The 25022-nt window shown below is 63.1% G+C and carries 17 protein-coding genes; 4 read left to right on the plus strand and 13 right to left on the minus strand.

The genetic code is table 11. From position 1 onward, the window contains the following. From Q8R75_RS04070 to Q8R75_RS04125, 12 genes are all read right to left on the minus strand, one after another. Nucleotides 1-678 (minus strand): PCRF domain-containing protein (locus tag Q8R75_RS04070; RefSeq protein ID WP_305663522.1); only part of this gene is annotated, 678 nt, incomplete at its 3' end. A gap of 72 nt (nucleotides 679-750) precedes the next feature. Next, nucleotides 751-2022, minus strand: a complete 1272-nt coding sequence (gene hemA, locus Q8R75_RS04075; RefSeq protein ID WP_305611702.1) for a glutamyl-tRNA reductase — start codon at nucleotides 2020-2022, stop codon at nucleotides 751-753. Nucleotides 2023-2133: 111 nt separating this feature from the next. Beyond that, the gene (locus tag Q8R75_RS04080) at nucleotides 2134-2895 is read right to left on the minus strand and encodes a serine protease (RefSeq protein ID WP_305611704.1); all 762 of its coding nucleotides are present in this window, start codon (nucleotides 2893-2895) and stop codon (nucleotides 2134-2136) included. Continuing rightward, entirely contained in the window at nucleotides 2888-3784 is an 897-nt protein-coding gene (locus Q8R75_RS04085; protein ID WP_305611706.1) for a transglycosylase SLT domain-containing protein, read from the minus strand. The genes Q8R75_RS04080 and Q8R75_RS04085 overlap by 8 nt, the downstream gene beginning before the upstream one ends. 2 nt (nucleotides 3785-3786) lie before the next feature. Further along, the gene (locus Q8R75_RS04090; protein WP_305611708.1) at nucleotides 3787-4842 is read right to left on the minus strand and encodes an SDR family oxidoreductase; all 1056 of its coding nucleotides are present in this window, start codon (nucleotides 4840-4842) and stop codon (nucleotides 3787-3789) included. A gap of 7 nt (nucleotides 4843-4849) precedes the next feature. Further along, a complete protein-coding gene (locus Q8R75_RS04095; protein WP_305611709.1) occupies nucleotides 4850-6130 on the minus strand; it encodes a nucleotide sugar dehydrogenase in 1281 nt (426 codons plus the stop codon). 22 nt (nucleotides 6131-6152) lie between these two features. Beyond that, nucleotides 6153-8948 (minus strand): XrtA/PEP-CTERM system TPR-repeat protein PrsT, encoded by a 2796-nt coding sequence (prsT, locus tag Q8R75_RS04100; RefSeq protein ID WP_305626456.1) that lies wholly within the window; start codon nucleotides 8946-8948, stop codon nucleotides 6153-6155. 20 nt (nucleotides 8949-8968) lie between these two features. Further along, the gene (prsR, locus tag Q8R75_RS04105; RefSeq protein WP_305611711.1) at nucleotides 8969-10318 is read right to left on the minus strand and encodes a PEP-CTERM-box response regulator transcription factor; all 1350 of its coding nucleotides are present in this window, start codon (nucleotides 10316-10318) and stop codon (nucleotides 8969-8971) included. Between the two features lie 11 nt (nucleotides 10319-10329). Then, nucleotides 10330-12417 (minus strand): XrtA/PEP-CTERM system histidine kinase PrsK, encoded by a 2088-nt coding sequence (prsK, locus tag Q8R75_RS04110; RefSeq protein WP_305611712.1) that lies wholly within the window; start codon nucleotides 12415-12417, stop codon nucleotides 10330-10332. Nucleotides 12418-12549: 132 nt separating this feature from the next. Next, on the minus strand, nucleotides 12550-13896 hold the full coding sequence (locus tag Q8R75_RS04115; RefSeq protein WP_305611713.1) for a TIGR03013 family XrtA/PEP-CTERM system glycosyltransferase: 1347 nt from the start codon (nucleotides 13894-13896) through the stop codon (nucleotides 12550-12552). A gap of 312 nt (nucleotides 13897-14208) precedes the next feature. After that, on the minus strand, nucleotides 14209-15447 hold the full coding sequence (locus Q8R75_RS04120) for a pyridoxal-dependent decarboxylase, exosortase A system-associated (protein ID WP_305611765.1): 1239 nt from the start codon (nucleotides 15445-15447) through the stop codon (nucleotides 14209-14211). A gap of 2 nt (nucleotides 15448-15449) precedes the next feature. Next, the gene (locus tag Q8R75_RS04125; RefSeq protein ID WP_305611714.1) at nucleotides 15450-17039 is read right to left on the minus strand and encodes an acyl-CoA ligase (AMP-forming), exosortase A system-associated; all 1590 of its coding nucleotides are present in this window, start codon (nucleotides 17037-17039) and stop codon (nucleotides 15450-15452) included. A gap of 122 nt (nucleotides 17040-17161) precedes the next feature. On the opposite strand from Q8R75_RS04125, the gene Q8R75_RS04130 reads away from it, so the two are divergent. Further along, a complete protein-coding gene (locus Q8R75_RS04130; RefSeq protein WP_305611715.1) occupies nucleotides 17162-17413 on the plus strand; it encodes a phosphopantetheine-binding protein in 252 nt (83 codons plus the stop codon). An 18-nt stretch (nucleotides 17414-17431) separates the two neighbouring features. On the opposite strand, the gene Q8R75_RS04135 is transcribed toward Q8R75_RS04130, so the two are convergent. After that, a complete protein-coding gene (locus Q8R75_RS04135) occupies nucleotides 17432-18574 on the minus strand; it encodes a hypothetical protein (RefSeq protein WP_305663523.1) in 1143 nt (380 codons plus the stop codon). On the opposite strand from Q8R75_RS04135, the gene Q8R75_RS04140 reads away from it, so the two are divergent. The 3 genes from Q8R75_RS04140 to Q8R75_RS04150 all read left to right on the plus strand — a co-directional run bounded on the left by Q8R75_RS04140 (nucleotide 18527) and on the right by Q8R75_RS04150 (nucleotide 24899). Further along, nucleotides 18527-22288 (plus strand): VanZ family protein, encoded by a 3762-nt coding sequence (locus tag Q8R75_RS04140; RefSeq protein ID WP_305663524.1) that lies wholly within the window; start codon nucleotides 18527-18529, stop codon nucleotides 22286-22288. The genes Q8R75_RS04135 and Q8R75_RS04140 overlap by 48 nt on opposite strands. Nucleotides 22289-22473: 185 nt before the next feature. Beyond that, complete coding sequence (locus Q8R75_RS04145; protein WP_305611718.1) at nucleotides 22474-23475, plus strand: hypothetical protein; 1002 nt, start codon at nucleotides 22474-22476, stop codon at nucleotides 23473-23475. Further along, nucleotides 23472-24899 (plus strand): MBOAT family O-acyltransferase, encoded by a 1428-nt coding sequence (locus Q8R75_RS04150; protein WP_305611719.1) that lies wholly within the window; start codon nucleotides 23472-23474, stop codon nucleotides 24897-24899. The genes Q8R75_RS04145 and Q8R75_RS04150 overlap by 4 nt, the downstream gene beginning before the upstream one ends. Nucleotides 24900-25022: the final 123 nt, after the last annotated feature.

The following is a 25022-nucleotide window of genomic DNA, read 5'->3' on the forward strand; positions in this document are numbered from 1 at the left end:
GGTGTCGATGCGCAGGTCGGACGGGTTGATCTGCACGGCCTGGGCTTCGTCGGGCTCGGGCAGCACGGCCACGGTGCAGGCGCTGGTGTGGATGCGGCCCTGGGTCTCGGTGGCGGGCACGCGCTGCACGCGGTGGCCGCCCGATTCGAACTTGAGCCGCGAATAGACGCCGTCGCCGGCCACGCGCGCGATGATTTCGCGGTAACCGCCGAGGTCGGATTCGCTCGCCGACACGATTTCGACCTTCCAGCGGCAGCGCTCCGCGTGGCGCGAATACATGCGGAACAGGTCGGCTGCGAACAGCGCCGATTCGTCGCCGCCCGTGCCGGCGCGGATTTCGAGGAAAACATTGCGGCCGTCGTCCGGATCCTTCGGCAACAGGGCGCGCTGAAGATCGGCCTCGAGCCGTGCCATGTCGATGGCCGACTGATCGATCTCGGACTGCGCCAGTTCCTTCATGTCAGGGTCGGTCAGCATTGCGCGCGCGGCATCAGCGTCGTCACGCGCCTTGCACCAGGCCTGATACAGCGCGATCACCGGTGTCAATTCCGCATGTTCGCAGGTAAAGCGGCGGTAGCGGTCGATGTCAGACGTCACGTCGGGATCGGACAGCGCGGCGTCGAGGTCGGCCAGACGTTGCGAAAGATGATCAAGCTTGTCGGCGATGCGCGGTTTCATGCGGGATGTTCGGGGATCAGAATGGGGGCGCAGGGGAATCCCAGCGCAGGAACGGGCAGGCGGTGAGCGCCGCTAACCTTCGCGGTCGTGCAGCGGATACAGGCGCTGCACCAGGTCCTCGATCTGGCCGCGCGCTTCCGAAGGGGCTTCGTTTAGCAGGCGGGTCGGGCCGTGCATCAGCTTGTTGGTGAGGTTGCGCGATAGCGTGTCGAGCACGCGGTCAGGCGCCTCGCCGCGGGTCAGGGCGCGCAATGCGCGTTCAAGCTCCAGCATGCGCATGTCTTCAGCGTGACCGCGCAGCGCGCGGATGGCCGGTACCGCTTCGCGTGCCTGTACCCACTGCAGGAAGTTGGCGACCCGCGCATCGATGATGCCCTGCGCCTCGACCACGGCGGCCTGACGCGATTCCAGACCCGAATCGACGATCTGCGCCAGATCATCGACGGTGTAGAGGAACACATCGTTGAGCTTGCCGACTTCGCCTTCGATGTCGCGTGGCACCGCCAGGTCGACCATGACGATGGGGCGGTACTTGCGCGCCTTCAGCGCACGTTCCACCAGACCCAGACCGATGATGGGCAGCGGACTGGCCGTACAGGACAGCACGATGTCGAATTCCGACAGCCGCTCGCCGATCTCGTCAAGCTTGACCGCCGACACCTTCAGATCGGCCCGGGTGAAGCGCTGCGCCAGTGCCTGCGCGCGCTCGATCGTGCGGTTGGCGATCACCATGCTGCGCGGCGTACAGCCCGCAAAATGGGCCGCGCACAGTTCCATCATTTCGCCGGCGCCGATGCACAGCACGCGCTGCGACGACAGGCTGCCGAAAATGCGTTCCGACAGATGCACGGCTGCGGCGGCCATCGACACGATGTTGGCGCCGATCGCGGTCGTCGAGCGCACTTCCTTGGCCACCGCAAAGCTGCGCTGGAACAGCTTGTGCAGCAGCGCCCCCAGCGTGCCCGCATCTTCGGCGACGCGCACCGCCTGTTTCATCTGGCCGAGAATCTGCGGCTCGCCGAGCACCATGGAGTCGAGGCCGCTCGCCACGCGGAAGGCATGGCGCACTGCCTGGGGCTGCTCCAGCCTGTAAACGTAAGGTGCGATGTCGGACGGCGCGATGCGGTGGTACTCCGCCATCCAGTCCAGTGCGCTGTCGGGGTCGTTGGTCGCGCAGTACAGCTCGGTACGATTGCAGGTCGACAGGATCGCCGCTTCCTGCACCGGCCGGCCGCGGGTCAGTTCGCCCAGCGCGTCCGGCAGTGCTTCCGGCAGGAAGGTCATGCGCTCGCGCACCGCAAGTGGAGCGGTGTGGTGATTGAGACCAAGCGCGAACAGGGACATGAACGGGGAGCGACGCCTGCGTGATTGCCGACGGGTCGGGACGACACCATCAGGCGCGCAGATTATAACAGCGGCCGTTGCAGCACCAGACCGGCCGCAGCCTGGCTCGGCTCAGCGTTGCACGGCAATCATGGCGGCCAGGTGAGACGCCGGGATGGCGTAGGTGATTCCGCTCGGTTGCGCCAGCACGCTTTCCTTGCCGGCCTTGACCAGCACCATGTTGATGATGCCGATCACCTCGCCCGTGTCCGGGTCGAATACCGGGCTGCCACTGTTGCCCGGATAGGCCGTGGCATCGAGCTGGAACACCGGAAAGCTGCCGCGTGCAAGCCGATTGCGGTTGGGCGCGTTCAGCTGGCTTACGTTGTCGACCGGAATCACGATGGGGGTGATGGCCGACACGATGCCGCGGTGGGTCACCGGGGTGAAGCCCAGCACACTGCCGATGGGGAAACCGGTGAACGCGATCGACTGGCCTTCACTCACCCGGGATGAATCGCCCAACGCAAGCGCCGGCAACGGCGCGCCCTGGATCAGCAGCAGCGCGAGATCATGTTCGGGGCTGGAGGCCACGATGCGCGCCTCGCGTATCTGCGGCTTGCCGTCGACCTGCGCCAGCACCGACAGGATTTCGAGCTTTTCGTCGTCGAGCTTCACGCTGGCCACATGCGCATTGGTCGCGATCAGTGTGCCGTTGCCGACGACAAAACCTGTGCCTTTCAGCTCGAAAGCCGGCGCTCGCGAGCGCATCAGCGTGCCAACGACGACGATGGACGGCTTGATGCGGACAATGGCGTCGGGCAGTGCAGCATGCACCAGCAGCGGCGCCGACAGCAGCGCCGCGCAGGCGCGACGACGCCCGGCGTCAGCCACGGCGCGACACGATCTTCGGCAACACCGGCGACGGCGTGGTGACGCGATGGTCGTAGGGATGGTCCGGCTTGTTGAACAGGCTGCGGATGCGCTTCACGTATTCGCGGGTTTCGCGGTACGGCGGCACGCCCTTGTAGCGGTCGACCGCACCCTCGCCCGCGTTGTAGCCGGCGGTAGCGAGTTCGACATCACCTTCAAAGTAGGCCAGCAGCCAGCGCAGATAGGCCAGCCCGCCGCGGATGTTCTGCACCGGATCGTAGGCATCGCGCACATTGAAGCGCTGCGCCGTTTCCGGGATGAGCTGCATCAGGCCCTGGGCGTTCTTCGGCGATTTCGCCTTCGGGTTGAAATTCGACTCGGTGCCGATGACCGCCAGCACCAGATGCGGATCGATGTCGAAAGTCGGTGCCAGTTCGCGCACGATTTCGATCACCTTGCGCCGGTCCGGCGTGGTGCCGAAGGCGGCTTCGAGATCGGGAGCGATGCTTGCGATCGCAACCGGCTCGGGCTCCGGCGGGTCGCGCATGCAGTCGGGCAGTTCGCGCGTAGGCTCACCGGTGAAACGCAGCATGCGCTGCGCGTGTTCGTGGCCCTGCCGCGCGGCAAGGTCGAAAAAGGTGGCGGCCAACGCATCGTCGCGCTCGACCCCGCGACCGTTGGCGTACATCCAGGCCAGATTGAATTGCGCTTCCGCTTCGCCGAGCTTGGATGCCTGGCAGTACAGCGCCGCTGCGCGCGCCGGGTCACGACTGACGCCCTCGCCGTGTTCGAACAACCGTGCCTCGGCGAGCAGCGAGCGCGCGGCGGCTACGGGTTCGAGTGCGAACGCAGGTGCTGCCGCGCACAATGCGATGGCGAGTTGAACACTGCGACGCAGCCAGGCGCTCATGATCAGGCGGCCGCAACCGGTGCAAAGCGCGCGATGTACCAGTCCATCGCCTCGGCCAGACCGCGACTGACGTCGTGACTTGGTACGTAACCCAGCAGCGTCTGCGCGCGGCCGATGTCGGCCAGCGAATGACGCACGTCGCCTGCGCGGAAGTCCTGGTGCTGCGCCTTTGCCTTTGCAATGTCGGGAAAGCGAACGACAAGTTCGGCGCGCATGGCGTCGAACAGCTGGTTCAGCGTCGTCTGGCGGTGCGCCGCCACGTTGTAGACGGTGTTCACGGCGTCGGCGCGCGTCGTCAGCGCGGCGAGCAGGTTGGCCTGAACCGTGTTGTCGATGTAACAGAAGTCGCGGCTGGTTTCGCCGTCGCCGTTGATGCGCACGGTGTCACCCAGCAGCAGCGCACGCGCCCATTTCGGAATCACCGCCGCGTAGGCACCCTCCGGATCCTGGCGCGCACCGAACACGTTGAAATAGCGCAGGCCGACGCACTGCAGTCCGTAGCAGCGGCCGAACACATCGGCATACAGTTCATTCACGTATTTGGTGACGGCATACGGCGACAGCGGCCGGCCGATGACATCTTCCACCTTGGGCAGCGTCGGCGAATCGCCGTAGGTGGAACTGGAGGCCGCATAGACGAAGCGCGACACGCCGGCATCGCGTGCGGCCACCAGCATGTTCAGAAAGCCGTTCACATTCGAATCGTGCGTCGCCAGCGGATCGGCCAGGGAACGCGGCACCGAACCTAGCGCGGCCTGATGCAGCACGACATCGACACCGGCACAGACTGCCGCACAGGTGGCCAGATCACGGATGTCGCCACGCACGAACTCGAGCCGGGCACGTTGCGCAGCCGTTACGCCGGCCATGACCTCGTCGAGGTTGCGCTGGTGACCGGTCGAGAAGTTGTCGAGCGCGACGACTTGCTGATCGGCCTGCAGCAGCACTTCGACCAGATGCGAGCCGATGAAGCCGGCGGCACCGGTCACCAACCAGCGTCGCGGTTGCGCCGACAGCGCTGCGACGACGCCTGCGGGGAGTGCGGACAACTGCGTCACGCCGGACTCACAGACGCCACACCGCAACACCCTGCGCACGCAGCGCTTCGGCATCGAACTGGCACTTGATGTCGGCGACAATGCCGCCCGGCTTCAGCTTGGACACGAAATCGCTCAGCGGGCGGGCAGAAAACTCCTTGTGCGACACGGCGGCCACGATGGCTTCGACCTTCGGCAGGTCATCCCATGACTTCAACGAAACGCCGTACTCGTGTTCGGCTTCCTTCGTTTCTGCGACCGGGTCGTGAACCAGCACTTCGATGCCGTAGGTTTCGAGCTCGCGGATCACGTCGATCACGCGCGAATTGCGCAGGTCGGGACAGTTCTCCTTGAAGGTGAGACCGAGCACGATTGCCCGGGCGCCCTTGACCGACGCCCCGCTGCGGATGAGCTGCTTGACGGTCTGCTCGGCGACGTACTTGCCCATGCCGTCGTTGATGCGGCGGCCGGCCAGGATGACCTGCGGGTGGTAGCCCAGCATGTCAGCCTTGTGCGTCAGGTAGTACGGATCGACGCCGATGCAGTGACCGCCGACCAGACCCGGACGGAAGGGCAGGAAATTCCACTTGGTGCCGGCGGCACGCAGCACCTCTTCGGTATCGATGCCCATCTTGCCGAAAATGATGGCCAGCTCGTTCACGAAGGCGATGTTGAGGTCGCGCTGCGTGTTTTCGATCACCTTGGCGGCTTCGGCCACCTTGATGCTGGACGCTTCATACACGCCGGCGGTGATGACGCTCTTGTACAGATCCGACACCTTGCGCAGCGTTTCCGGGCTGTCGCCCGACACCACCTTGACGATCTTGGTGACCGTGCGTTCCTTGTCGCCCGGGTTGATGCGCTCGGGCGAATAGCCGACGTTGAAATCATGCGGCCACTTGAAGCCGGAAAACTTCTCGATCACCGGAATGCACATTTCCTCCGTCGCACCCGGATAGACGGTCGATTCGAACACTACGGTGGCGCCACGCTTCATGTGGCGACCGCAGGTTTCCGAGGCACCCACCAGCGGCGAGAAATCAGGCTGGTGCGCATCATCGACCGGCGTCGGTACGGCGACGATGATGAAATCCGCATCCTTCAGCGCCGCCCCATCGGTACTCACCGTCAGCTGCGTTGCAGCGCGCAGGTCCTCCGGGCTGACCTCGCCGGTCGGATCATAGAATTCCCGGTAGGCCGCAATCTTGGCGGCCGACATGTCCACGCCGATGGTCGGCATCTTCTTCCCGAACTCGACCGCCAGCGGCAGCCCTACATAGCCCAGGCCAATCACAGCAACTGTCGTCATCACTTCTTTCCCCAATTCGCAATCAAAGGTTCTTCATCAGTTCGGACACTTCCGCCGACCGCGCAAACTTGCCACCCAGCGCCACCAGTGGTTCAAGTTCCTTGCGTGCTTCCGATTTCCTGCCTGCCTTGACCAGCCGCTGTGCGAGATTCAGTCGCAGATCGTGCGCAGCGGGTGCTGCGGCGACGGCCTGCTTCAGCATCGTCAGACCACGCTCGATTTCACCGTTGTCGAACAGGATGGTGCCGTACGTGTCGAGCACGGCCGGATTGTCGGGCGACGTCGCATAGGCCCGCTCGGCGTAGTCCATCGCCTTGCTGTCATTGCGCTGTGCAGCCAGCCAGGCCAGGTTGTTCAGCACGATCGGATCGTTCGGCACGCGCTTGAGCAGCGCTTCATAACGCTGGCTTGCCTCGTCATAGCGCTTCTGGGAAAGCGCGTACTCGGCAAGGTAGGCGGGCACGGCGTTGTCTTCCGGTTTGTCCTTCATCCAACCATCGACGACGGTCTTCGCCTCCGCAGCGCCATCGCTCGAACGAATGAGAGCGCCGTGCAGCCTTACGACATTGCGTGCGTTGCGCTCACGCGCAAGCGCCTCGCGATAGGGCTTCACTGCCGCGTCAGCCTTGCCCGACTTGGCAAGCATTTCACCTTCCATCGCATACCCCAACGCCAGATCGGGATTCTGGCGTTGAATATCCCGCGTGACCTTCAACGCATCATCAAGCGCGCCGCGATCGAGGTGGATCGATATGAGCATGTTCTGCGCATCCAGCGACCTGGGCTCCAGTGTCAGCGCCTTGCGTACGTTCTGAAGCGCTTCGGATTCGCGCTTTGCGACCATCTGTGTAGCGGCAAGACGCAGCAGTGGCTGCGCGCTCGAGGGCGAACGCGCGACCAGCTTTTCTTGCGTCAGAATTGCTGCATCGGTCTCTCCGGCCAGCGCCTGGGTCGATGCAAGCAATTCAAGTACTTGCGTGTCGTTCGGCAAGGCCAGCGCGGCGTCGTTTGCAGCCGCCAGCGCTTTCTTCAGCTCTCCCATGACAGACAGCAACTGGACGAGCGCTATACGCGGCGCCACCAGCTTGGCGTTTGCCTTCACCGCCTGATCAAGCAGCTGCAAGGCTTCCGGCGCGCCTTCCTTGGTGCGTGCTTTCAAGCCGGCCAGCGCAAGCAGCGCATCCGGATGCTGTGGCGACTTCGCCAATATGCTGCGGAAGCGGGACTCGGCAGCAGCCGCGTCCTTGTCCAGCAAATCCATCCGGGCAAGGTTGGATGCCGCCGGGAAGAATGACGGTTCTATTTCAAGCGACTTCTCGAAACTTGCGCGGGCCTTGGCGGAGTCCTTCTTCAGCAAGTAGGCCGTCCCCCTCAGATTCGGGGTCATGGGGTCGCCCGGTTTCTTCTTTTCCAGTGCATCGATTGCGACAAGCGCCTTGTCAGCGTCGCGATTGCGCAGATGTGCAACGATCAGAAGGACATCGGGGCGCGTGTCATCCGCCTCCAGGCGTACTGCATTTTCGAGTGCTGCGATGCCGCCCGTGCGATCTCCCGCAGCCAGGCGGCTCAGTCCCAGTCTGGATTGAGCCGCCGAGTCATCCGGCTTGAGCCGGGCTGACGCCGAGAAAGCTTTCTCGGCTTTTTCGGTATCCCCTGCCATCAGAAATACCTGCCCGGCCAGCGCCTGTACTTCGGCGTTCTCGGGGAGCTTCTGCAACAGCGGGTCCAGGGTCTGCTGCGCTTTTGCCACCCGCCCCGTCTGCAGATATGAGCCGATGAGTATCTTGCGGATGAACAGCGAATCGCCACCTGCGGCCAATACCTTTTCGCCGTACTGTTCGGCCTGTGCGTAAGACTTCAGCTCGAATTCGGTCAGGGCCGCAAGTCCGAGTGCCGGAACGTAGTCCGGCGCAATCGACAGCAGCTTGTTCAGCGTTTGCCTTGCCTCGGCGAACTTGCGTTCCTTGACCAGCAGAAAACCATCCAGGTAGAGCGCTTCGGGCGCTTTGGGAGCCGCTTTCTTCAACGCGTCAAGCTCGGTACGGGCTTCGGCGAACTTGTCCTGATTGGCGAGTGCGTGTACGACGATGTAGCGCGCACGAACATTGTCCGGCCTTATTTCATAGACTTTACGGTAGGACGCCATCGCCTCGTCGAACTGCCCCTTTGCGGTCTTCAACTCGGCGTCCAGGAACCAGGCGTTTTCGTCGGCCCGATCAGCAGCAATCACGTTGTCGAGCAATCGACGCGCACCCTCGACGTCCCTGGTGACTGCCGCCAGCCTCGCCTTGCCCAGACTGGCGTAGAGATGCTGATTGTCGATGGCGATCGCCTGATCGAAACTCGCCGCCGCCGCTTCATTGTTTCGGGTTGCCATGTACGCATAGCCGAGCGCCGCCTTCAGATCGGCTTCGGACTGCGGCGTGGGCATTTTCGTCGAAGCAAAATTCGAAATGACGTCGACAAAGCTTCCGCTTTCCACCATGGCACGCGCCAGCAAGGGAACGACCTCGCCCTCGTCGTGATTCAGGTCGCGCGCACGTTGCAGTTCCTTGATCGCCGAAGGCATGTCGCCGAGCTTGAAATTGACGCGTCCGAGCTCGTAGCGCGCAGCGGCGTTGCTGGCGTCCTGCTGCAAGGCGTTCTTGAGCTGAATGGAAGCCGTTTGGTAATCACTGCGCGAGATGGCAGCACGCGCTTCGGCGACGAGTTCTGCAGGCGGCAGGTTCCTGTCGCATGCAGCGAGCAGCGCAACGCAACACAAGGCCGTCGCCAGGCGGCTCATCGGAACGCGTGCGCGCGGTAGAAATCGATTCAAGACAGATACTCCTCGCGCTCTTAGCGCAAACCGAAACGGTTCATCAGGTCATAGAGGGTCGGGCGGCTGACACCGAGCACTTCGGCCGCCTTGACCATGTTTCCATCCACCCGCGCCAGCACGCTGACGACAGCGCGTCGCTCGGCTTCTTCGCGGATCTGCCGCAGATTGAAAAAAGCGTCCTCCTGATCAGCCGGCTTGAGCCCGAGATCGGCCGCCGTGATCTGGCTACCATCGGCCATGATGGTCGCCCGCTTGATGCAATTTTCGAGTTCACGCACGTTGCCGGGCCATTTGTGTGCTTCGATCGCGGCAACCGCCTCGCGTGACAGCGTCAGTGCGCTGCGCCCCTGCTCGCCGGAAAAACGCTTTGCAAAGGAATGTGCAAGCAGCGCGGCATCACCTTCGCGCGCGCGCAACGGCGGTATCGTCACGACGATCTCGGCCAGGCGGTAGTACAGATCTTCGCGGAACCGCGCTTCACCGATCAGTGCCTGCAGATCCTGGTGCGTGGCACAGACCACCCGCACATCGATCGGAATCTCGTCGCGACCGCCGAGACGTTCAATGACGCGTTCCTGCAGAAAGCGCAGCAGCTTCGCCTGGAGCGCACCCGGCAAGTCACCGATTTCGTCGAGGAACAGCGTGCCCTTGTTGGCGACCTCGATCTTGCCAGGCGTCTGCTTGGTGGCACCGGTGAACGCACCCTTCTCGTAGCCGAACAGTTCGCTTTCGAGCAGGTTGTCAGGGATGGCCGCGCAGTTGATCGCCACGAAGCGCTCGTTCGCCCGATCCGAGCGGTCGTGCAGCGTCTTCGCCAGCACTTCCTTGCCGGTACCGCTTTCACCGAGCAGCAGCACGGTGGCACGCGTGGCCGATACTTTCTCGATCGTCCGCAGCACGCGCAGCATGTCCGCATCGCGCGTGATGAATCGCCCCTCGACACCCAGATGCTGATTGGCCAGCCGGATGTTTTCCGACTGCAGATCGTGCAGTCTGAAGGCGCGCTCGATCAGCAGCGATAGCATGTCGGGCTCGAAGGGCTTGGCGTAGAAATCGTAGGCACCCATGCCGATCGCACGCAGCGCATTGGCTCGGTCGTTCTGGCCAGTCAGCACGATGACCTTGGACTGCGGCGCAAGCGCCATGATCTCGCCGAGCAGCGCCATGCCTTCGGTCACGTCGTCGGGCGCTGGCGGCAACCCGAGGTCCATCGTGATCACGGAAGGTTCGTGGCGCCTGATCTGCGCCAGCGCCGATTCGCGGTCGCTGGCCAGTACGACTTCGTAGTCATCGAAACTCCAGCGCATCTGCTTCTGCAGCGCCGGATCGTCTTCGACGATCAACAGTGTCCGCCCCTTGTCTGCCATGTCACTCCCGGTCAAGCAACGGCTGCTTCAGCCGCCTGCAGAGGAAAAACGAGCCGGAAAAGACTGCCCCGACCCGGTTCGCTGGTCACTTCTATCCGCCCGCCCAGATCGTGGACGTAGCGAAAACTTTCGTATGCGCCGATCCCCATTCCGTTCGCCTTGGTTGACTGGAAGGGTTTGAACAACCGCTCGCGCATGAACTCTTCGGTCATGCCGCAACCGGAGTCTTCGACCTCGATCACGACAGCGGCTTCCATGCGGCGCGCACGGATACTGACTTTACCGTTTTGCGGCGTGGCATCCAGTGCATTCTGCACAAGATGCCCCACAACCCTCTCTATACGATCTTCATGGGCGCGCACCATCAGGCCGCTTTCCGCATCGAGTTCGAGTTCGCAGCCGCTGCGTGCCCGGGCGCGGTGCAGTCGCTCGAGCAGAGGTGTCAGCTCGACCGGCGCGGCCTGCTCGATCGGCTGGGTGCCGGAGCGCAACTGCAGCAGCATGCCGTTCATGCGACCGACGGCGTGTTCGATGGTGTCCATCATGTCCTGCTGGAACTCGGGGTTGTCGTGATGCTTTTTCGCATTGCGCAGCAGCAGGGACAGCTGGGCGATGAGGTTTTTCAGGTCGTGCACGACGAAGGCGCTCATCTTGGAAAAGGCCTCGAACTTCTTGGCCTCGATCAGCGCTTCCATGGCCTGGGTCTGATTGAGCACACCGGCCACCTGGCGCCCGGCTGTCTTCAACAGGTCGCGCACCTCCCAATTCAGATCCAGCAGCGCGCGCGGTCGGCACAGCACGACGAAGCCGAGCGGCATGTCTTCGCTGCCGAGCGGGCAGATGAGCCAGACGTCCGGCGTCTGCGCGACCCACTCAGGGAGCCTCAGATTGCCGTACACCCCGGGGCGCGAACGGTGCTCTTCGACGTTGATCACCCACATCTTGCCCAGCAGCAACTGGATCAGCGCGCTGTCCGCCGGCTCCCGCGCATCGATCATGGGTACGTTCAGGCGCGCCGCAGGTGCGTAATGACCGGTTTCGCTGCGCAACCACAACATGCCGCCCGGACTTTCGACCAGATCGGCCATGACGCGGATCGAGGCCTGTCGGAGCGCGTCGACGCTGGACGCGCTGTACAGGGTGTCGGCCAGCTTCAGCCACTCGGCCCGATAGTCGTAGCGCAAGCTGAAGAAGTGCTTGTTGATGAATACGCGCAGCCACGCCCGCACGCTGCCGGAGGCGATCGACGCGAGGAATCCGAGGGCGCCGGCCGCCAGTACAACCGTCTGCATGGCCTGGCCCCACTCGCCGCCAAAGTAGCGCACGTAGTAACCGGCCAGCGCGATGATGAGCAGCGCCCCGCCGGATATGACCAGTGCCGAGGTATGGAATACCGCGTCGCGTGACACATTCAGCCGGATCGACCACTCGCTGACGCGGGCCGATGACACGGCAAACAGCGGAATCGCCAGCGCGTGCACCAGACCGCGCGAGGCCCACAGCGTCGCGTCCTGCTGCCTGAACATCAGCGATTCGGAAAAGAAGTACAGGTCGAACGTGATCGAGAAAGCGAGGCCCAGCGTCATCGGCTTGATGCCCCAGCGCCACTGCTGCGGGGTGTTGCGGTAGAACTGTTCGATCATCACCGCGCCGAGCAGGCTCAGCCCGAGTCCGCACGCCATCAGCCACATCACCGATGCCACACCGGTTGGCACCAGCCAGGACAGCACGACATAGCCCGCGCCGCAGGGCAACGCGGAAATCAGTACAAAACGGAGAAGCCAGGAGGGCCGCTTGAGCAGTGTGGGCAACGGCCGGCGGCCTTCGGGATCGATGACGCACGCCGCGAGGAACAGCAGGAAAAGCAGTGTATGCAGCGCATCAGCCGCATAGACCAGCGTACGCAATACGGCGTAGCCCTTGAGCACGCTGGCCGCCGCAAGTGCGCACCACACGGCGCCCGACAACATGCAGACGGACAAAAGCCGGGCACGCGGCGACTGTCGCGCGCCCATGATCAGCTGCAGCCCGAACAAGGCGAAACCGACCGCTGCCACGCCATAGGCGTACAGCGCAAACGTTACGGGGAAGGATTCCATCGACGGGCCGGTAGCGTGAGGGGTAACCGCTGCATTGTGCCCGCCGGCAGGGGGCGCGTCACCGGAGGCGCCCTACCGAAGACACCCTGCCGAAGGCACCCTGCCGCGCGCCTGGCGACGTGTCGCGTCGATTCAGCGCGCGCCGTCGCCGGTGAGCACGACGCGCACCGTCTGCAGCAGCACCAGCATGTCGAGGAACAGGGTGTGGTTCTTGACGTAATACAGGTCGTACTGCAGCTTCTGCACCGCGTCATCCACCGAAGCACCGTAGGCGTAGCGCACCTGGGCCCAGCCGGTGATGCCCGGCTTGACCGAGTGACGCGCGGCGTAGAACGGGATCTGGTCGGTCAGCTGATCGACGAAGTAAGGACGTTCCGGACGCGGCCCGACAAAACTCATGTCGCCGTGCAGCACGTTGAAGATCTGCGGCAGTTCGTCGATGCGCGTCTTGCGGATGAAGTGGCCGACGCGGGTGACCCGGTCATCGCTGTTGCTTGCCCAGCGCGGCTTGCCGTCCGCTTCCGCATCCAGACGCATGCTGCGGAACTTCAGCACCTTGAACGTACGGCCACCCTGGCCAACACGCTCCTGACGGTAGATGACAGGGAAACCGGATTCCAGCGCGATGGCGATGGCGGCCAGCAACATCACCGGCGCCGTCACGATCAACAGCACCGACGCTGCGAGCACGTCGAACAGCCGCTTCACGACCGTCCGGCCGATCCCCTGGCGGAAGCCGTCGCCGTAGATCAACCAGCTGGCGCGTAACGAATCGAGCCGCACCTGACCGCGCATCCGCTCGAAAAAGCTCGACAGGTCATTGACCGTCACGCCGGCCAGTTTGCAGTCCAGCAATTCACGCAGCGGCAGCACACCGCCCCGACGTTCGCGCACTGCAACAACGATTTCATTTGCGCGGTGATCGCGCGCCAGCTGCATCACGCAACTGCCTTCCGGCATCACCATGGCACTCGGTACTTCCACTGAAGTGTCTGCCCCGACCGACACGAAGCCGACGATGGTGTGCGTCGCACTGGCCGACGTCGAAACACTGGCCCACACCGAAGCGGCCTCGGAGCCCGTGCCGACGACCAGAATGCGGCGCGTAAACATGCCGGCACCGTCGGCCTGCACGAAAGACGCCGCGCGCAGCAGCAGGATGCCGCCAAAGCCGAGACATAGCGAAACATCGAGCGCCGGCATTGCCATGCTGCCCTGCGGCAACAGTCGGAACACCATATAAGCCACCGGGAGGCCCAACAGGAAGGCAAACAGCACGCGCCCGACGAGTTCCGAAAGATTGCGCGGCTGCTCACTCTGATACAGGCCGAGCGTGCTCATCAGCACGGTCATCACGGCAGCGAAGACCGCTGCCGGAACGAGTGCAGGCAACAGCGATTCGAGGCTGCCCGGTGCACTGATCCACGCCGCGCCAAAGCCGGCAATCAACAGGACCAACGCTTCGGCAACAAGTCTCATGAGCGTTACGGACGGAACATAGTGACTGAACAACCTGACCACGGTAGACCCCTTTTCGAGCTGCTCATTTTGATTCGCGTCGTGTCATGCAACGGGTTGCCGGAAGCGACGCGTTGAGCGGTGGAGCGCGAACGATATGTGCGGCGAGGCCTTTCGAGCGTGAATATCATCACGAGACGCAGCCGCACTAAGGGGATGTGATAACTGAAGCACGTTGCGAAGCCGTTTCAGGGCATCACAACGCGGTTCAGGACACAAAAATCCACATAAACAGGGGGTGTTCTGCCACTTTCTGGCTGCGACTGGATGCCTTCAGACGAGCAGTTCGGCAGGTTCCGGATGGGCGAGGAAGGCAGTCGGACTGGCGCTGTAGCCGTAGGCACCCGACTGGAATACAGCGATCAGGTCGCCAGGGCCGGCCTCGGCCAGATCGACCTTGTCCCCAAGCACATCAAGCGGTGTACACAGCGGGCCGACCACGTTGACCTTCTCGTTCGCAACGCCATCAATCCGGTTTGCCACGGCTACGGGAAAGTTGCGGCGGATCACCTGGCCGAAATTTCCCGATGCCGCCAAGTGGTGATGCATGCCGCCGTCGACCACGATAAAGATCTGTCCGCGCGAAACCTTGCGATCGAGCACCCTGCATATATACAACCCGGCCTCACCCACCAAGTAGCGACCAAGTTCGAGCACAAGATCCGCACCGGGCAGCGTCATGCGGGCGTCTGCTACCACGCTGGCCAGTGCAGCGCACACGGGTTCAAGCTCCAGCGGTTGCTCACCCGGGAAATAGGGAATTCCAAAGCCGCCCCCGATGTTCAGAGTTCTTGGAGGTGATGGTGCGTCCGAAGCAAGTCGGAGCATCAGTTCGAAGCTTCGTCGCTGCATGTCAATCAGCGCGTCGGCGTTCAGATTCTGAGATCCTGCGTATATGTGGAAGCCCTCGAACGCAAGACCAAGCGACCCGATGCGCCGAAGCAATTGGGGCACTGCCTCCGCATCGACACCGAAAGGCTTGGCACCTCCCCCCATCCGCATACCCGAAGAACGTATTTCGAAATCCGGGTTGATGCGTACGGCCACACGCGCTGGCCAGCCGGATTCTTCCGACAGGCTGGCCAGCAGTTCAACTTCGCGACTGGACTCGACATTCAGCAGGACACCTGCCGCCAGTGCCTGTCGCAATTCCTCCGCAGTCTTCCCCGGGCCGGCAAAACTGATGCGCGACGGCGCCATGCCGGCGTCCAGTGCAATTCTCAATTCACCGCCGGATGCCACATCAAGCCCATCCACCCGCGGCGCCATGAAACTGACAAGCGCCGGCATCGGATTGGCTTTCATGGCGTAATGCAGTTGCACGCCAGCCGGCAGCAACCGACGCAGCAAGCCCACGCGGGCGTCGATCAGGCTGCGGTCGTACGCGTAAAAAGGAGTGTATCCGGCCATCGCGGCCACTCGGGAAACCTTCTGGCCGTTGATCAACAGTTCGCCGTCAGCGCGCGAAAATGCATTGGCAGGGGCGTACGGCGCAGCATGGATGGCGTTCACGATCAAGGTTTGATTCCAGCGGAAAGATTCAAGCGGCGACAGGCGTCGGCTTCGATGGCGGTCCGATCAAGTTTGCCGTTCGGGTTGCGAGGCAGCGCGTCGTCGAACACGATGAAATGGGTCGGCACCTGGTAGGCGGGCAGCTGCGTTCGACACAGCGCGCGCAGCGCGTCGATATCCGGTGCACCGGAAAAGTACAAGGCGGCGGCGATGACCTGCCCAAGTTCGGCATCTTCGACGCCGAACGCGACGCATTCAGCCACCCAACCGGTCAGCAGCAGCGATTCTTCTATCTCCGTCGGACTTACGCGGTATCCGGACGTCTTGATCATGTCGTCGCGACGGCCCACGAAGTAGAGAAAACCTTCCTCGTCCATACGGACCGTATCTCCGGAAAACACCACGATCTCATCGCGCAGCAGGCCGGGGGGATTCACCTTCGCGGCTGCCGGCAAAGGGCGGAAGCGTTCGGCCGTTCGCGCGGCATCGTTCCAGTAGCCCTGCGCCACCAGCGAACCCCGCTGTACAAGCTCCCCGACTTCCCCAGGCGCACACTGGCGACCGTCCTCCCGCAGCACGAGCACTTCAGCATTCGGAATGGCACGCCCGATGGAATCGGGCCGCAGATCCACCTGCTCGGGCGGCAGATAGGTCGCACGGAAGGCTTCGGTCAGACCGTACATGAGGAATGGCCTGGCGGAAGGCGCACGTGCGCGCAGCGCGTCCAGCGTGACACGCGGCATGCGCCCGCCGGTACTCGCGAAGTAGCGCAGGTGCGAATCGATGGATTCCGGCCACGGCAACTGAACGATCTGCATATATAGAGGAGGCACGGCGGTCAGTCCGGTCACCCGCTCGACAGCCATCGCCTTTACGACGTCGCGGGCCATCAGGTAGTTGATCAGCACCACCCGCGCACCGCTCAGGAATCCGGTGGTCAGTTGCGAAAACCCTGCATCGAAGGATAGCGGCAGCGCCGCCAGAATCGTATCGCCCGCGTGGTTGCCGAGATAGCTCACCACACTGCACGCGCCCGAGACCATGTTCCGGTGCGACAGCACCACGCCTTTCGGCTGTCCCGTGCTTCCGGACGTATACAGGATGGCCGCCATATCGCAGTCGATCACGCGGTGCATTGCACGCGCCGGCGCATCGATGAAGGTCGCCCATGGCAGGGCGCCCGGCGCATCGCCATCGACCAGCACGGTATGCGCCAACTCCGGGCATGCAGGCTGGAGCGTGCCGAGCGCGGCAAGCCGGAAGGTTGACGTAATGAGCACACGAGCACCGCTGTCGCGCAGGATGTGACCGACCTGCGCCGCCTTGAGTAGCGGATTGATGGGCACGAACACGGCACCGCAGGCGGCGGCACCGAAACTGGCCACCACGGCTTCGAAACGCTTTTCGAGGAAGATGCACACCCGGTCGCCGCGGCACACGCCCAGCGCCAGCAGGCCGTTCGCACACGCCTCAACCTGCTGCGCCAGCATGGCGTAGGAAAGATCGACACCATTTGCGCGCAGCGCGCAAGCATCGCCATCGCGGGCGGCTGCATGTTCGACCAGATGGTTCACTAGGGTTGGAACGGGCATGGAGGGCAATCGGCAGGACGCAAAGAAGGCAAAACCTATACTATCGTGCGCCCGGAGCGACGCCCCGGAGTGACAACTTCAAACCACACGCCCTCGAGACGGCGGAATACAGGGAGAGCAGAGTGGATACGCGGCATACCTTGCGCGAACTGCTTCGGCAAGAGCTGGATCTCGGTGCGCGCGCCGACATATTGGCTGACGACACGCCTCTGCTGGGCGCCATTCCCGAACTCGATTCGATGGCTGTCATCGCAGTGATCACGGCACTCGAAGAGCAGTTCGGTGTAACACTGGACGACGCCGATATCGACGGCAGCACCTTCGCGACCTTCGGTGCCCTGCATCAGTTCGTCACCGAACATCTCGCTGACTGAAGCCGCCGGCAGGACGGGTCACACCGGTGCGGCCAACGCAGCGAATGCGGCAGCCAAGGTCAACGCTGCAAGCAGCCCGAAAATCTTGCGCCTGCGTCCTGGACGATCAAGTCGGTAGCGCAGTGCCAGCAGACGTGTCCACAGACGCGGATCGATCAGGTCACCGCCCCTAACGTAGTGTTGAGCCAGTTCCGCCACCGTCACAAACCGCAAGCCGGGCTGCGCGCGCAAGGCTGCCGACACCAGATCGCCGATGGCACGAACGCTTTCCGCGTGCTGCGCCGACGCGCCGACAAAATTCGATCGATGGGTTTCCAGCAACAGTGGCCGTCGCTGTGCCCACTTCGTGGCCAGACCCGCCAGCCCGCGCCCGGTTCGATGCCCACGCACCGGTTCGAAGTAGTCATTGCGCACGATGGCGAGCAGCCCGGATGCGCAGCGCTGACCGTTGCGATAGTAGACACCTGCATCCACCGGCAGGCCGTCCGTGCCGCGCATCTCGTAGCGCTCGCCCGGCGTCACCAGCACGGCGAGGCCCTGCTCCGCCCAAGCACGCTCGACGCATGCGTTCCAGACGAACGTAGGCGGCACCACCACTTCGGGAAGGGCACCAAAACACTGCCTGAACATCGCAACCTCGTCCGCGACGCGGACGAGGATGTCGCCTTTGTCCAACGCCTTCGAAGGCAGCACGGACGCATCGGTCCAGCGGCTTTGCAAGGGTGACGGCAGCTGTTCCGTTTCCACGAACGGCGCGCCGGCCAACCAGACGCCCACCTGCGGATCCATCTGAACCGCGCGCGTCAGCACCGCCGGGTGGTAATGCTCCATGCCGTGCAGCTGCAGATCGAACACCCCGGCACGCACACCCTGCGCCATCGCGTCGCACACCGGCTTCAGCCGAGCATCTTCCAGCGTGACCCGCGCCGCGCCCAGCGCCTCATCGGGCGTCCTGGCCGCCCCCGGACCGGCCAGGATCACGCCGAGCGTCATCACCGGATGTCGTCCGGTCAGATCGCGATGCCGCGCCAGTTCCGCCGCGATGTCGCGCAACGCGTCGGCCTGTTCGAGCGGCCCGTAACCCCAGTCGTCGCCTTCGAACACCACGACCGGATGGCGCAGGCAGGGCTCTGCCCAGGCGGTAGCGATTTCGCGCCGCAAGAAGTAGATCGCCACTGCCCACAAGAAAACCACAGCCAACAAGCCGTACATGATGCGCAACCCTCCGGGCGCAGACTTTCTCACAGATCGAATGTGCGGAATGTGCCGAGCGGGTGCGTTCGTGATTCAGGGCACTACCCGGAGCAGGCTCGTCGCCCTAAGCTTCGGGTTGCCGCAATCCGAATCCGCCTCGCAGCCGATCAGCCGCGCGATCCTGCCGCACGGCGCAGCCGGGTACTGCGCAATCGCAACGAACAACATCATCGTCCGCCCATGTCAGACACTCCGAAGCGCGGTCAGATACTCATCGGCTTGCTGGCGTACTCCGCCCTGATCGCCTACGGCAGTCTGTATCCTTTTTCCGGCTGGACGACCCACGAAAACACGTTTGCCTTTCTGGCCACGTGGAACATAGGCGCGCTTTCGCTTCCCGACCTGGTCGTCAATTCGCTGATCTACCTTCCGTTGGGCGCAGGTATCCGGCTTGCAACCGCACGCTGGCCGCTCGTCGTTTCCGTCCTGTTCGCAACGCTGATCGGCGGAGCGCTGAGCCTGAGCGTCGAGACCTTGCAATCCCATCTGCCGCAGCGCGTATCATCGTTGTCGGACTTCATTCTCAACACCAGTGGCGCGCTCGCCGGCGCCGTGCTCGTCGGGCTGCTGAATCCGCGGGGCCAGTTCTACGCGACAGCGAATGCATGGCGCGTGCGCGGTTTCCAGCCGGGTCACGAAGCCAACCTGGTGCTCGCCGCGTTGTTCGGCTGGTCACTTTCCCAGCTTTCACCTTTCGTGCCATCGCTCGACGTCGGTTCGATCCGGTCCGGGCTTGCGCCCTTGGCATCCGTGTTGACGGACCCGTCGCGCTTCTCTTCTTCGCGTGCGCTGACCACCACGCTGGAAATACTGGCGCTCGCGCTGCTCGTGCGCGATGTGCGCAAGCACCCGGTACCGGTAGGTCGCACGCTGCGCCGGACCATCTTCGGCGTGCTTGCGCTCAAGGTGATCATCGTCAGCCGGCAGCTGTCCGCCGAGGCGCTGGCGGGCGCCGCCATCGGCCTGTTGATCGCGCTTGCCTCACCCCGGGCGCTCAAGCCGCATCGCCCGGCAATCAGTCTGCTGGCCATCCTGATGTCGCTGATCATCAGCGAGCTGGCGCCCGAGAACGGCGCGTTGCGAACGCTCAACTACGTGCCATTCGCGGCACACATGGAGAATGCGATGCTCGGACTGAGCGTCATCGCCGACACCGTGTGGCCCTACCTGCTGATCGTCGCAGCGCTCTGCCGGCTCAGGCCTGCGTCGCACGCCTGGTCGGTGACCGTCGTGGCGCTGTGCGCGATTTTTGCCTTTGCGCTGGAATGGATGCAGCAGTACGTACCCGGCCGCACGCCGGATGTCACCACGGCGGTCATTGCCCTGATCACCGCCGTGGGTGCTGTCCGCTACCTGTGCGGCGGCGCAAAGCCTTCGTATGAAACACGGCCCGGGCGTCTGGAAGCAAAACGCGCTTCAAATCTTGCCGCACACCTTGCCGTGATCGTATTCGCCTTGGGACTGACCACGGCGTGGTCGCTCGGCCGCAGCCCCGACGAGACGGTCATCGCGTCCCAGTCGAAACCCATGCTGCCCGCAGCCGAAACCTTGCGGGAACCGGATCTGCCCGGCTTTCGCACAGGCCATCCACGCCTGCCGCATCCCGATGCACGCGACATCGCCCGCCTGCAGGCAGAAAACCCGGATTACATCCGGGAGGTTCTCAAGCGGGCCGGAGGCGGGCGCGGAAATCTGAATGACGCGATCCTCGCGGAAGCCCTTTCACCCGGCAGTCAGGATGTACGCGCCATCGTCGAACAAGTGCTCCGGCTCCAGCCCGCCTGGCGCGGCCACGAACAGACCAAACCCATCGCCCTGGCCTACGACTGGCTTCACCACCGCATCCCCCCCGATCTGATGCCCAGACTGCGGGACAAGGTGATCGAAGCCTGCAACTACCAGATCAACGTCATCCGCGTCGAGCGCATGTCGCCCTACAATGTTTTCCTCTACAACTCGCCCCTGCAGGCCCTGATGGCCTGCGCACTGTCCATCTACCGGGACGACCCGCGAGCGGCGCCCGTCATGGCCTTCACCCACGATTACTGGATCAACCGCGTGCTGCCGGTATGGCGTCAGGTGGGCGGGAAGAACGGTGGATGGCACGAAGGCGGTGAATATGTGGGCATCGGCATCGGCCAGGCCATCTACCAGTTGCCCGCCATGTGGCGGTCTGCAACGGGCGAGGACTACATCGCCAGGGAGCCCGCAATCCGCGGCTTTCTCGACTTCATCGTCTATCGGCAGCGGCCGGACAAGGCCGCATTCAGTTGGGGAGACATCGCCTTTGTCGATCGCAAGCCACCGGATGCAGTGGCGCTCGCGATCGAATTGCGTCACCCCGCGGCCTATTCGATCTGGGCAGGGCGCAGCGCCCCCCCGCAGCCGACCTCATGGCCCTGGGGCCCCTTGACCGACAACCTCCTGTTCAATCCGGCTGCGGACCGGACGCTGCCGCTGAGCCACCATTTCGACGGGCTCGGCGTACTCGTGGCACGCAGCAGCTGGGAGCCGGATGCGACCTACGTGAGCTTCAAGGCCGGCGACAACTACTGGTCACACTCACATCTGGATCAAGGCGCGTTCATGATCTACAAGGCGGCCGATCTCGCGCTGGACAGCGGTTGCTACTGCGAGTACGGCAGCGATCACCACTTGAACTACACGTACCAGACCATCGCCCACAACACCCTCACCGTCACCGACCCCTCCGACACGGCACCCATGCCTGCGCGCAAGGACAAGCCGCCACGCCCCATCGCGAACGACGGCGGTCAGCGGCGCATCGGCTCCGGCTGGGGCGGCGACGCAGCGCCCCTCGACAGGGGGGAGTGGGAAAGCAAGCGTGAGGCCTATCACACCGGCCGAATCAGCCATTTGTTCGAGCAGGACGGCCTGACCGTTGCCGTTGCTGACATCACACCTGCCTACACGAACCCTTCATCCGGAAAGGGACGATTCGCCGAACGTACCCGACGGGTCGAACGCGCCTGGCGCGTCTTCGCTTATGACCGGCACAGCGACACCGTCGTCGTGTTCGACGACGTGGTTGCGACCCGGGCGGATTTCGTCAAGCGCTGGCTGTTGCACAGCCAGACCCGGCCCGTCGTGTCCGGACAGAACTTCACGATCGAACGCGCAACCCCCGCAGGCCCTAGCCGCCTGATCGGCACCGTTCTTCACCCCGCCGCACCGATGCTCTTGCCGATCGGCGGCCCCGGGTTCGAATTCTTCGTCGATGACCGCAATCACGACAACAGCGGCAAGGTGCTGCTCGACATCGCCAGACGCAAACCGGGCACGCTCGAAGCCGGAAACTGGCGCATCGAGCTGAGCCCGTCACAAGCGAGTACAGGCGACCAGTTTCTGGTAGTGCTGCAGCCAACGCTGGGAGATCAGGTGCCGGCAATGGTGACGTCGGTGAAAGACGGAATTGGCGCCGAAATAAGAACTTCCGAACGTACGCTGCGCTTCACCTTCGAACCAGGGCGCATCGGAACGACGATTGAGATTTCCGCTGACGGCAAGACCACTCGGCAGGAAGTTTTCGGCAGCAGCACCCCTGTTGAATCAACTGGATGGATCGCCGAAGTACTCCGTAGAGTAAGAAGTTTTCACTGAGCGCGGCGGCGAATGCGCTCGATTGTGATCCAGTGCTGAGCGTCCCGTGGCCAAGGTCGAAGACACTCGCGAAGCGGGCACAACGCGCTACCGCGAGAGCAAACCGATCCGGCATGATCCCGAGTTTCTGGCGGATGACGCGACACGCAGACCTTGCACGCTCGTATTCACAGAACGACTGAACAATGAATGGCATCAGAAGAACGTGGCTTCCGTTCGAGCTTGGAGCGACCCCCTGGATCACTCTGGCACTCCTCCTTGTCTTTGAGTTGGTACTCCACAGCGATGCATGGGTACTGCGCTATCGATCTGTCTTTGCCGTCGGGCGCGCCAGCGACAAAGTCGATTTCGTGGCAAGGCAACTACCAGAGGTGCTCTTCGTCGGGAACAGCCGTGCCGACAATGGTCTGTCGCCCCAAGCATTCGTCGCCGGCGCCGGACTGAACAAGCCCACGGAAGTTTTCAATCTTGGCGTGCCCGGCGCGAACACGCTGGTACTGAAGGGCGTCGTGGAGCGCCTGCTCGATGAAGGAATGACTGCCCCTGCACATGTCTTCATCACGCTCGACGAAACACTGTTTCAGGACGAAGACTCGCTTGGCTACTACGGATTCCTTGCCTCGCGCAGCGACATGCTTGAACACGGCTTCTACGGCGCCTTGTTCGGTTCATGGCTTCGCACCTGGTACTACAGCGGCAATCTGCGCCAACTTCGCGAGCCGGAAAAGTTGCTGCGTTTCGTAAGTGCAACGTTCTCGAACATCGACCCCATCGGTGGCAGTGCAGCGCAGACCCGCGGCTATCGCAGGGGCATCAGCGGGGGCTTCCAGACCCGCGCACAGCTCATCGCGCAGGAGGCAGGCACCCGTGCGCCGCCCGACCCGCGAATGGCGAACACCCTTGGCGCTCTCGTAGAACGGCTGGTCAGATCGGGGAGCCGTGTCTATCTTGTTGCCGTACCGATGTTCGAGCGTGCTTCGTCCTTTGGGCCGACTGCCGCGCCCAGTGAGTATTCGAAGGTTCTGTCACTGCTGGAAGCCCGCGGCGCCCGCTGGCTCGAGGTACCCCTTGCCAAACGCCTGGGCCCCGAACATTTCGCCGACCCCGGCCATTTGAACGACGGCGGCGCAGTGCTGTTCAGTTCGGCACTTGGAAGTGCCTGGCAGAAGTTGGCGGACAAGCGATGATCTTCAGCCAGCCAATCTTCTTCGTCTTCCTCGCCGCCCTGCTGTGCGTCTACAGCCTTTGTCGCACGCACACCGAGCGTGCCGTGACACTGCTCGTCGGTAGCCTTATCTTCTACGCGTCGTGGAAGCCTGCCTACCTCATCCTGCTGGTCTTGTCGGTCAGTCTGAATTATCTGTTCTACAGCGCGCTTGCACGCACGCGCAGCAAGCCGCTGCTGGTGATCGCGCTGGTGCTCAACCTCGCCTTGCTCGGGTCGATCAAATATCTGGGCATGTTGATCGACAGCGCCATTTCGATAGCCGCGCTTGTCGATCATACAGACACCGGACTGGACAGCAGCTGGACGCATTGGGCACTGCCGCTGGGCATCAGCTTCTACACCTTCCACATGCTGTCGGTGATGATCGACGTGTATCGGGGCGAGTGGAACACGCGCATTTCCTTCCGTGCCTGGTGGCTTTACATCAGCTTCTTCCCGCACATGGTCGCCGGCCCCATCCTGCGTGCATCGGAACTGGTGGAGCAACTGGAGCGTCTGGGGCCGCTACAAGCGCGCGATCTCAAGCTCGGCGCGCTCATCTTCATGGGCGGGCTGATCAAGAAAGTCCTGTTCGCCGACAACTTCGCCGGCCTCGCCGATGAACTGTGGACCAACCCGGAACGGCTCGACACCGCTACCGCGTGGCTGGCCGTCACTGCGTTTGCGCTGCAGATCTATTTTGACTTCTCGGGCTACAGCGAAATGGCGATCGGCCTCGCACGTGGTTTCGGGGTGACGCTGCCGCGAAACTTCCTGTATCCGTACATCAGTCGCAACCCGCAGGAGTTCTGGCAACGCTGGCACATCACGCTGTCGCGCTGGTTGAGGGATTATCTGTACGTGTCGCTCGGCGGAAACAGGTCTGGTCAAGCACGGACGATCGTGAATCTGATGATCACCATGGTACTCGGTGGCCTGTGGCATGGCGCGGCATGGAACTTTGTGATCTGGGGTTTCCTGCACGGTAGCTGGCTCGCCGCACATCGCATTGCCAAGCCATGGCTTCCCAAGCCGCAGTCGTCATTCGCAAGAACCGCTTACGCGTTCGCCAGTTGGGCAGTCAGCCTGACCATCGTATGGGTGACCTGGGTGTTCTTTCGAGCGGCGGGGACCGACTTGGCATTAACGATGTGCACGCGAATGTTTGGATTATCCTCAAGCGATGGCTCTCCCCCGGAGGTACGCACCTATGTCTGGGCACTGACCGCAATAACAGGGCTTCTGGTGCTGCTCGAGACAAGACTTGTCTCATTCGCCGATACGAAACTGGATCAATGGGCTCAGGTTCCGGCACTTTTTCGCGGCACCCTCTACGCCGCAATCATTCTCGCGGTGATTGTCTTCGGCGGCAGCACCCAACGGTTCATCTATTTCGACTTCTGATAAATCAGCCAGTGCGAGCTCACGCAGCCCGCCCATCCCGATGTCGGAGCCGATCTTTCGAAAGAAGCGTTGCACTGGGGAAACACTGATTTAACCCTGTCCCCGTAGAATGCCCAAGTCATC

The sequence above is a fragment of the Methyloversatilis sp. genome (assembly GCF_030696805.1).
Classification (GTDB): Bacteria; Pseudomonadota; Gammaproteobacteria; order Burkholderiales; family Rhodocyclaceae; genus Methyloversatilis.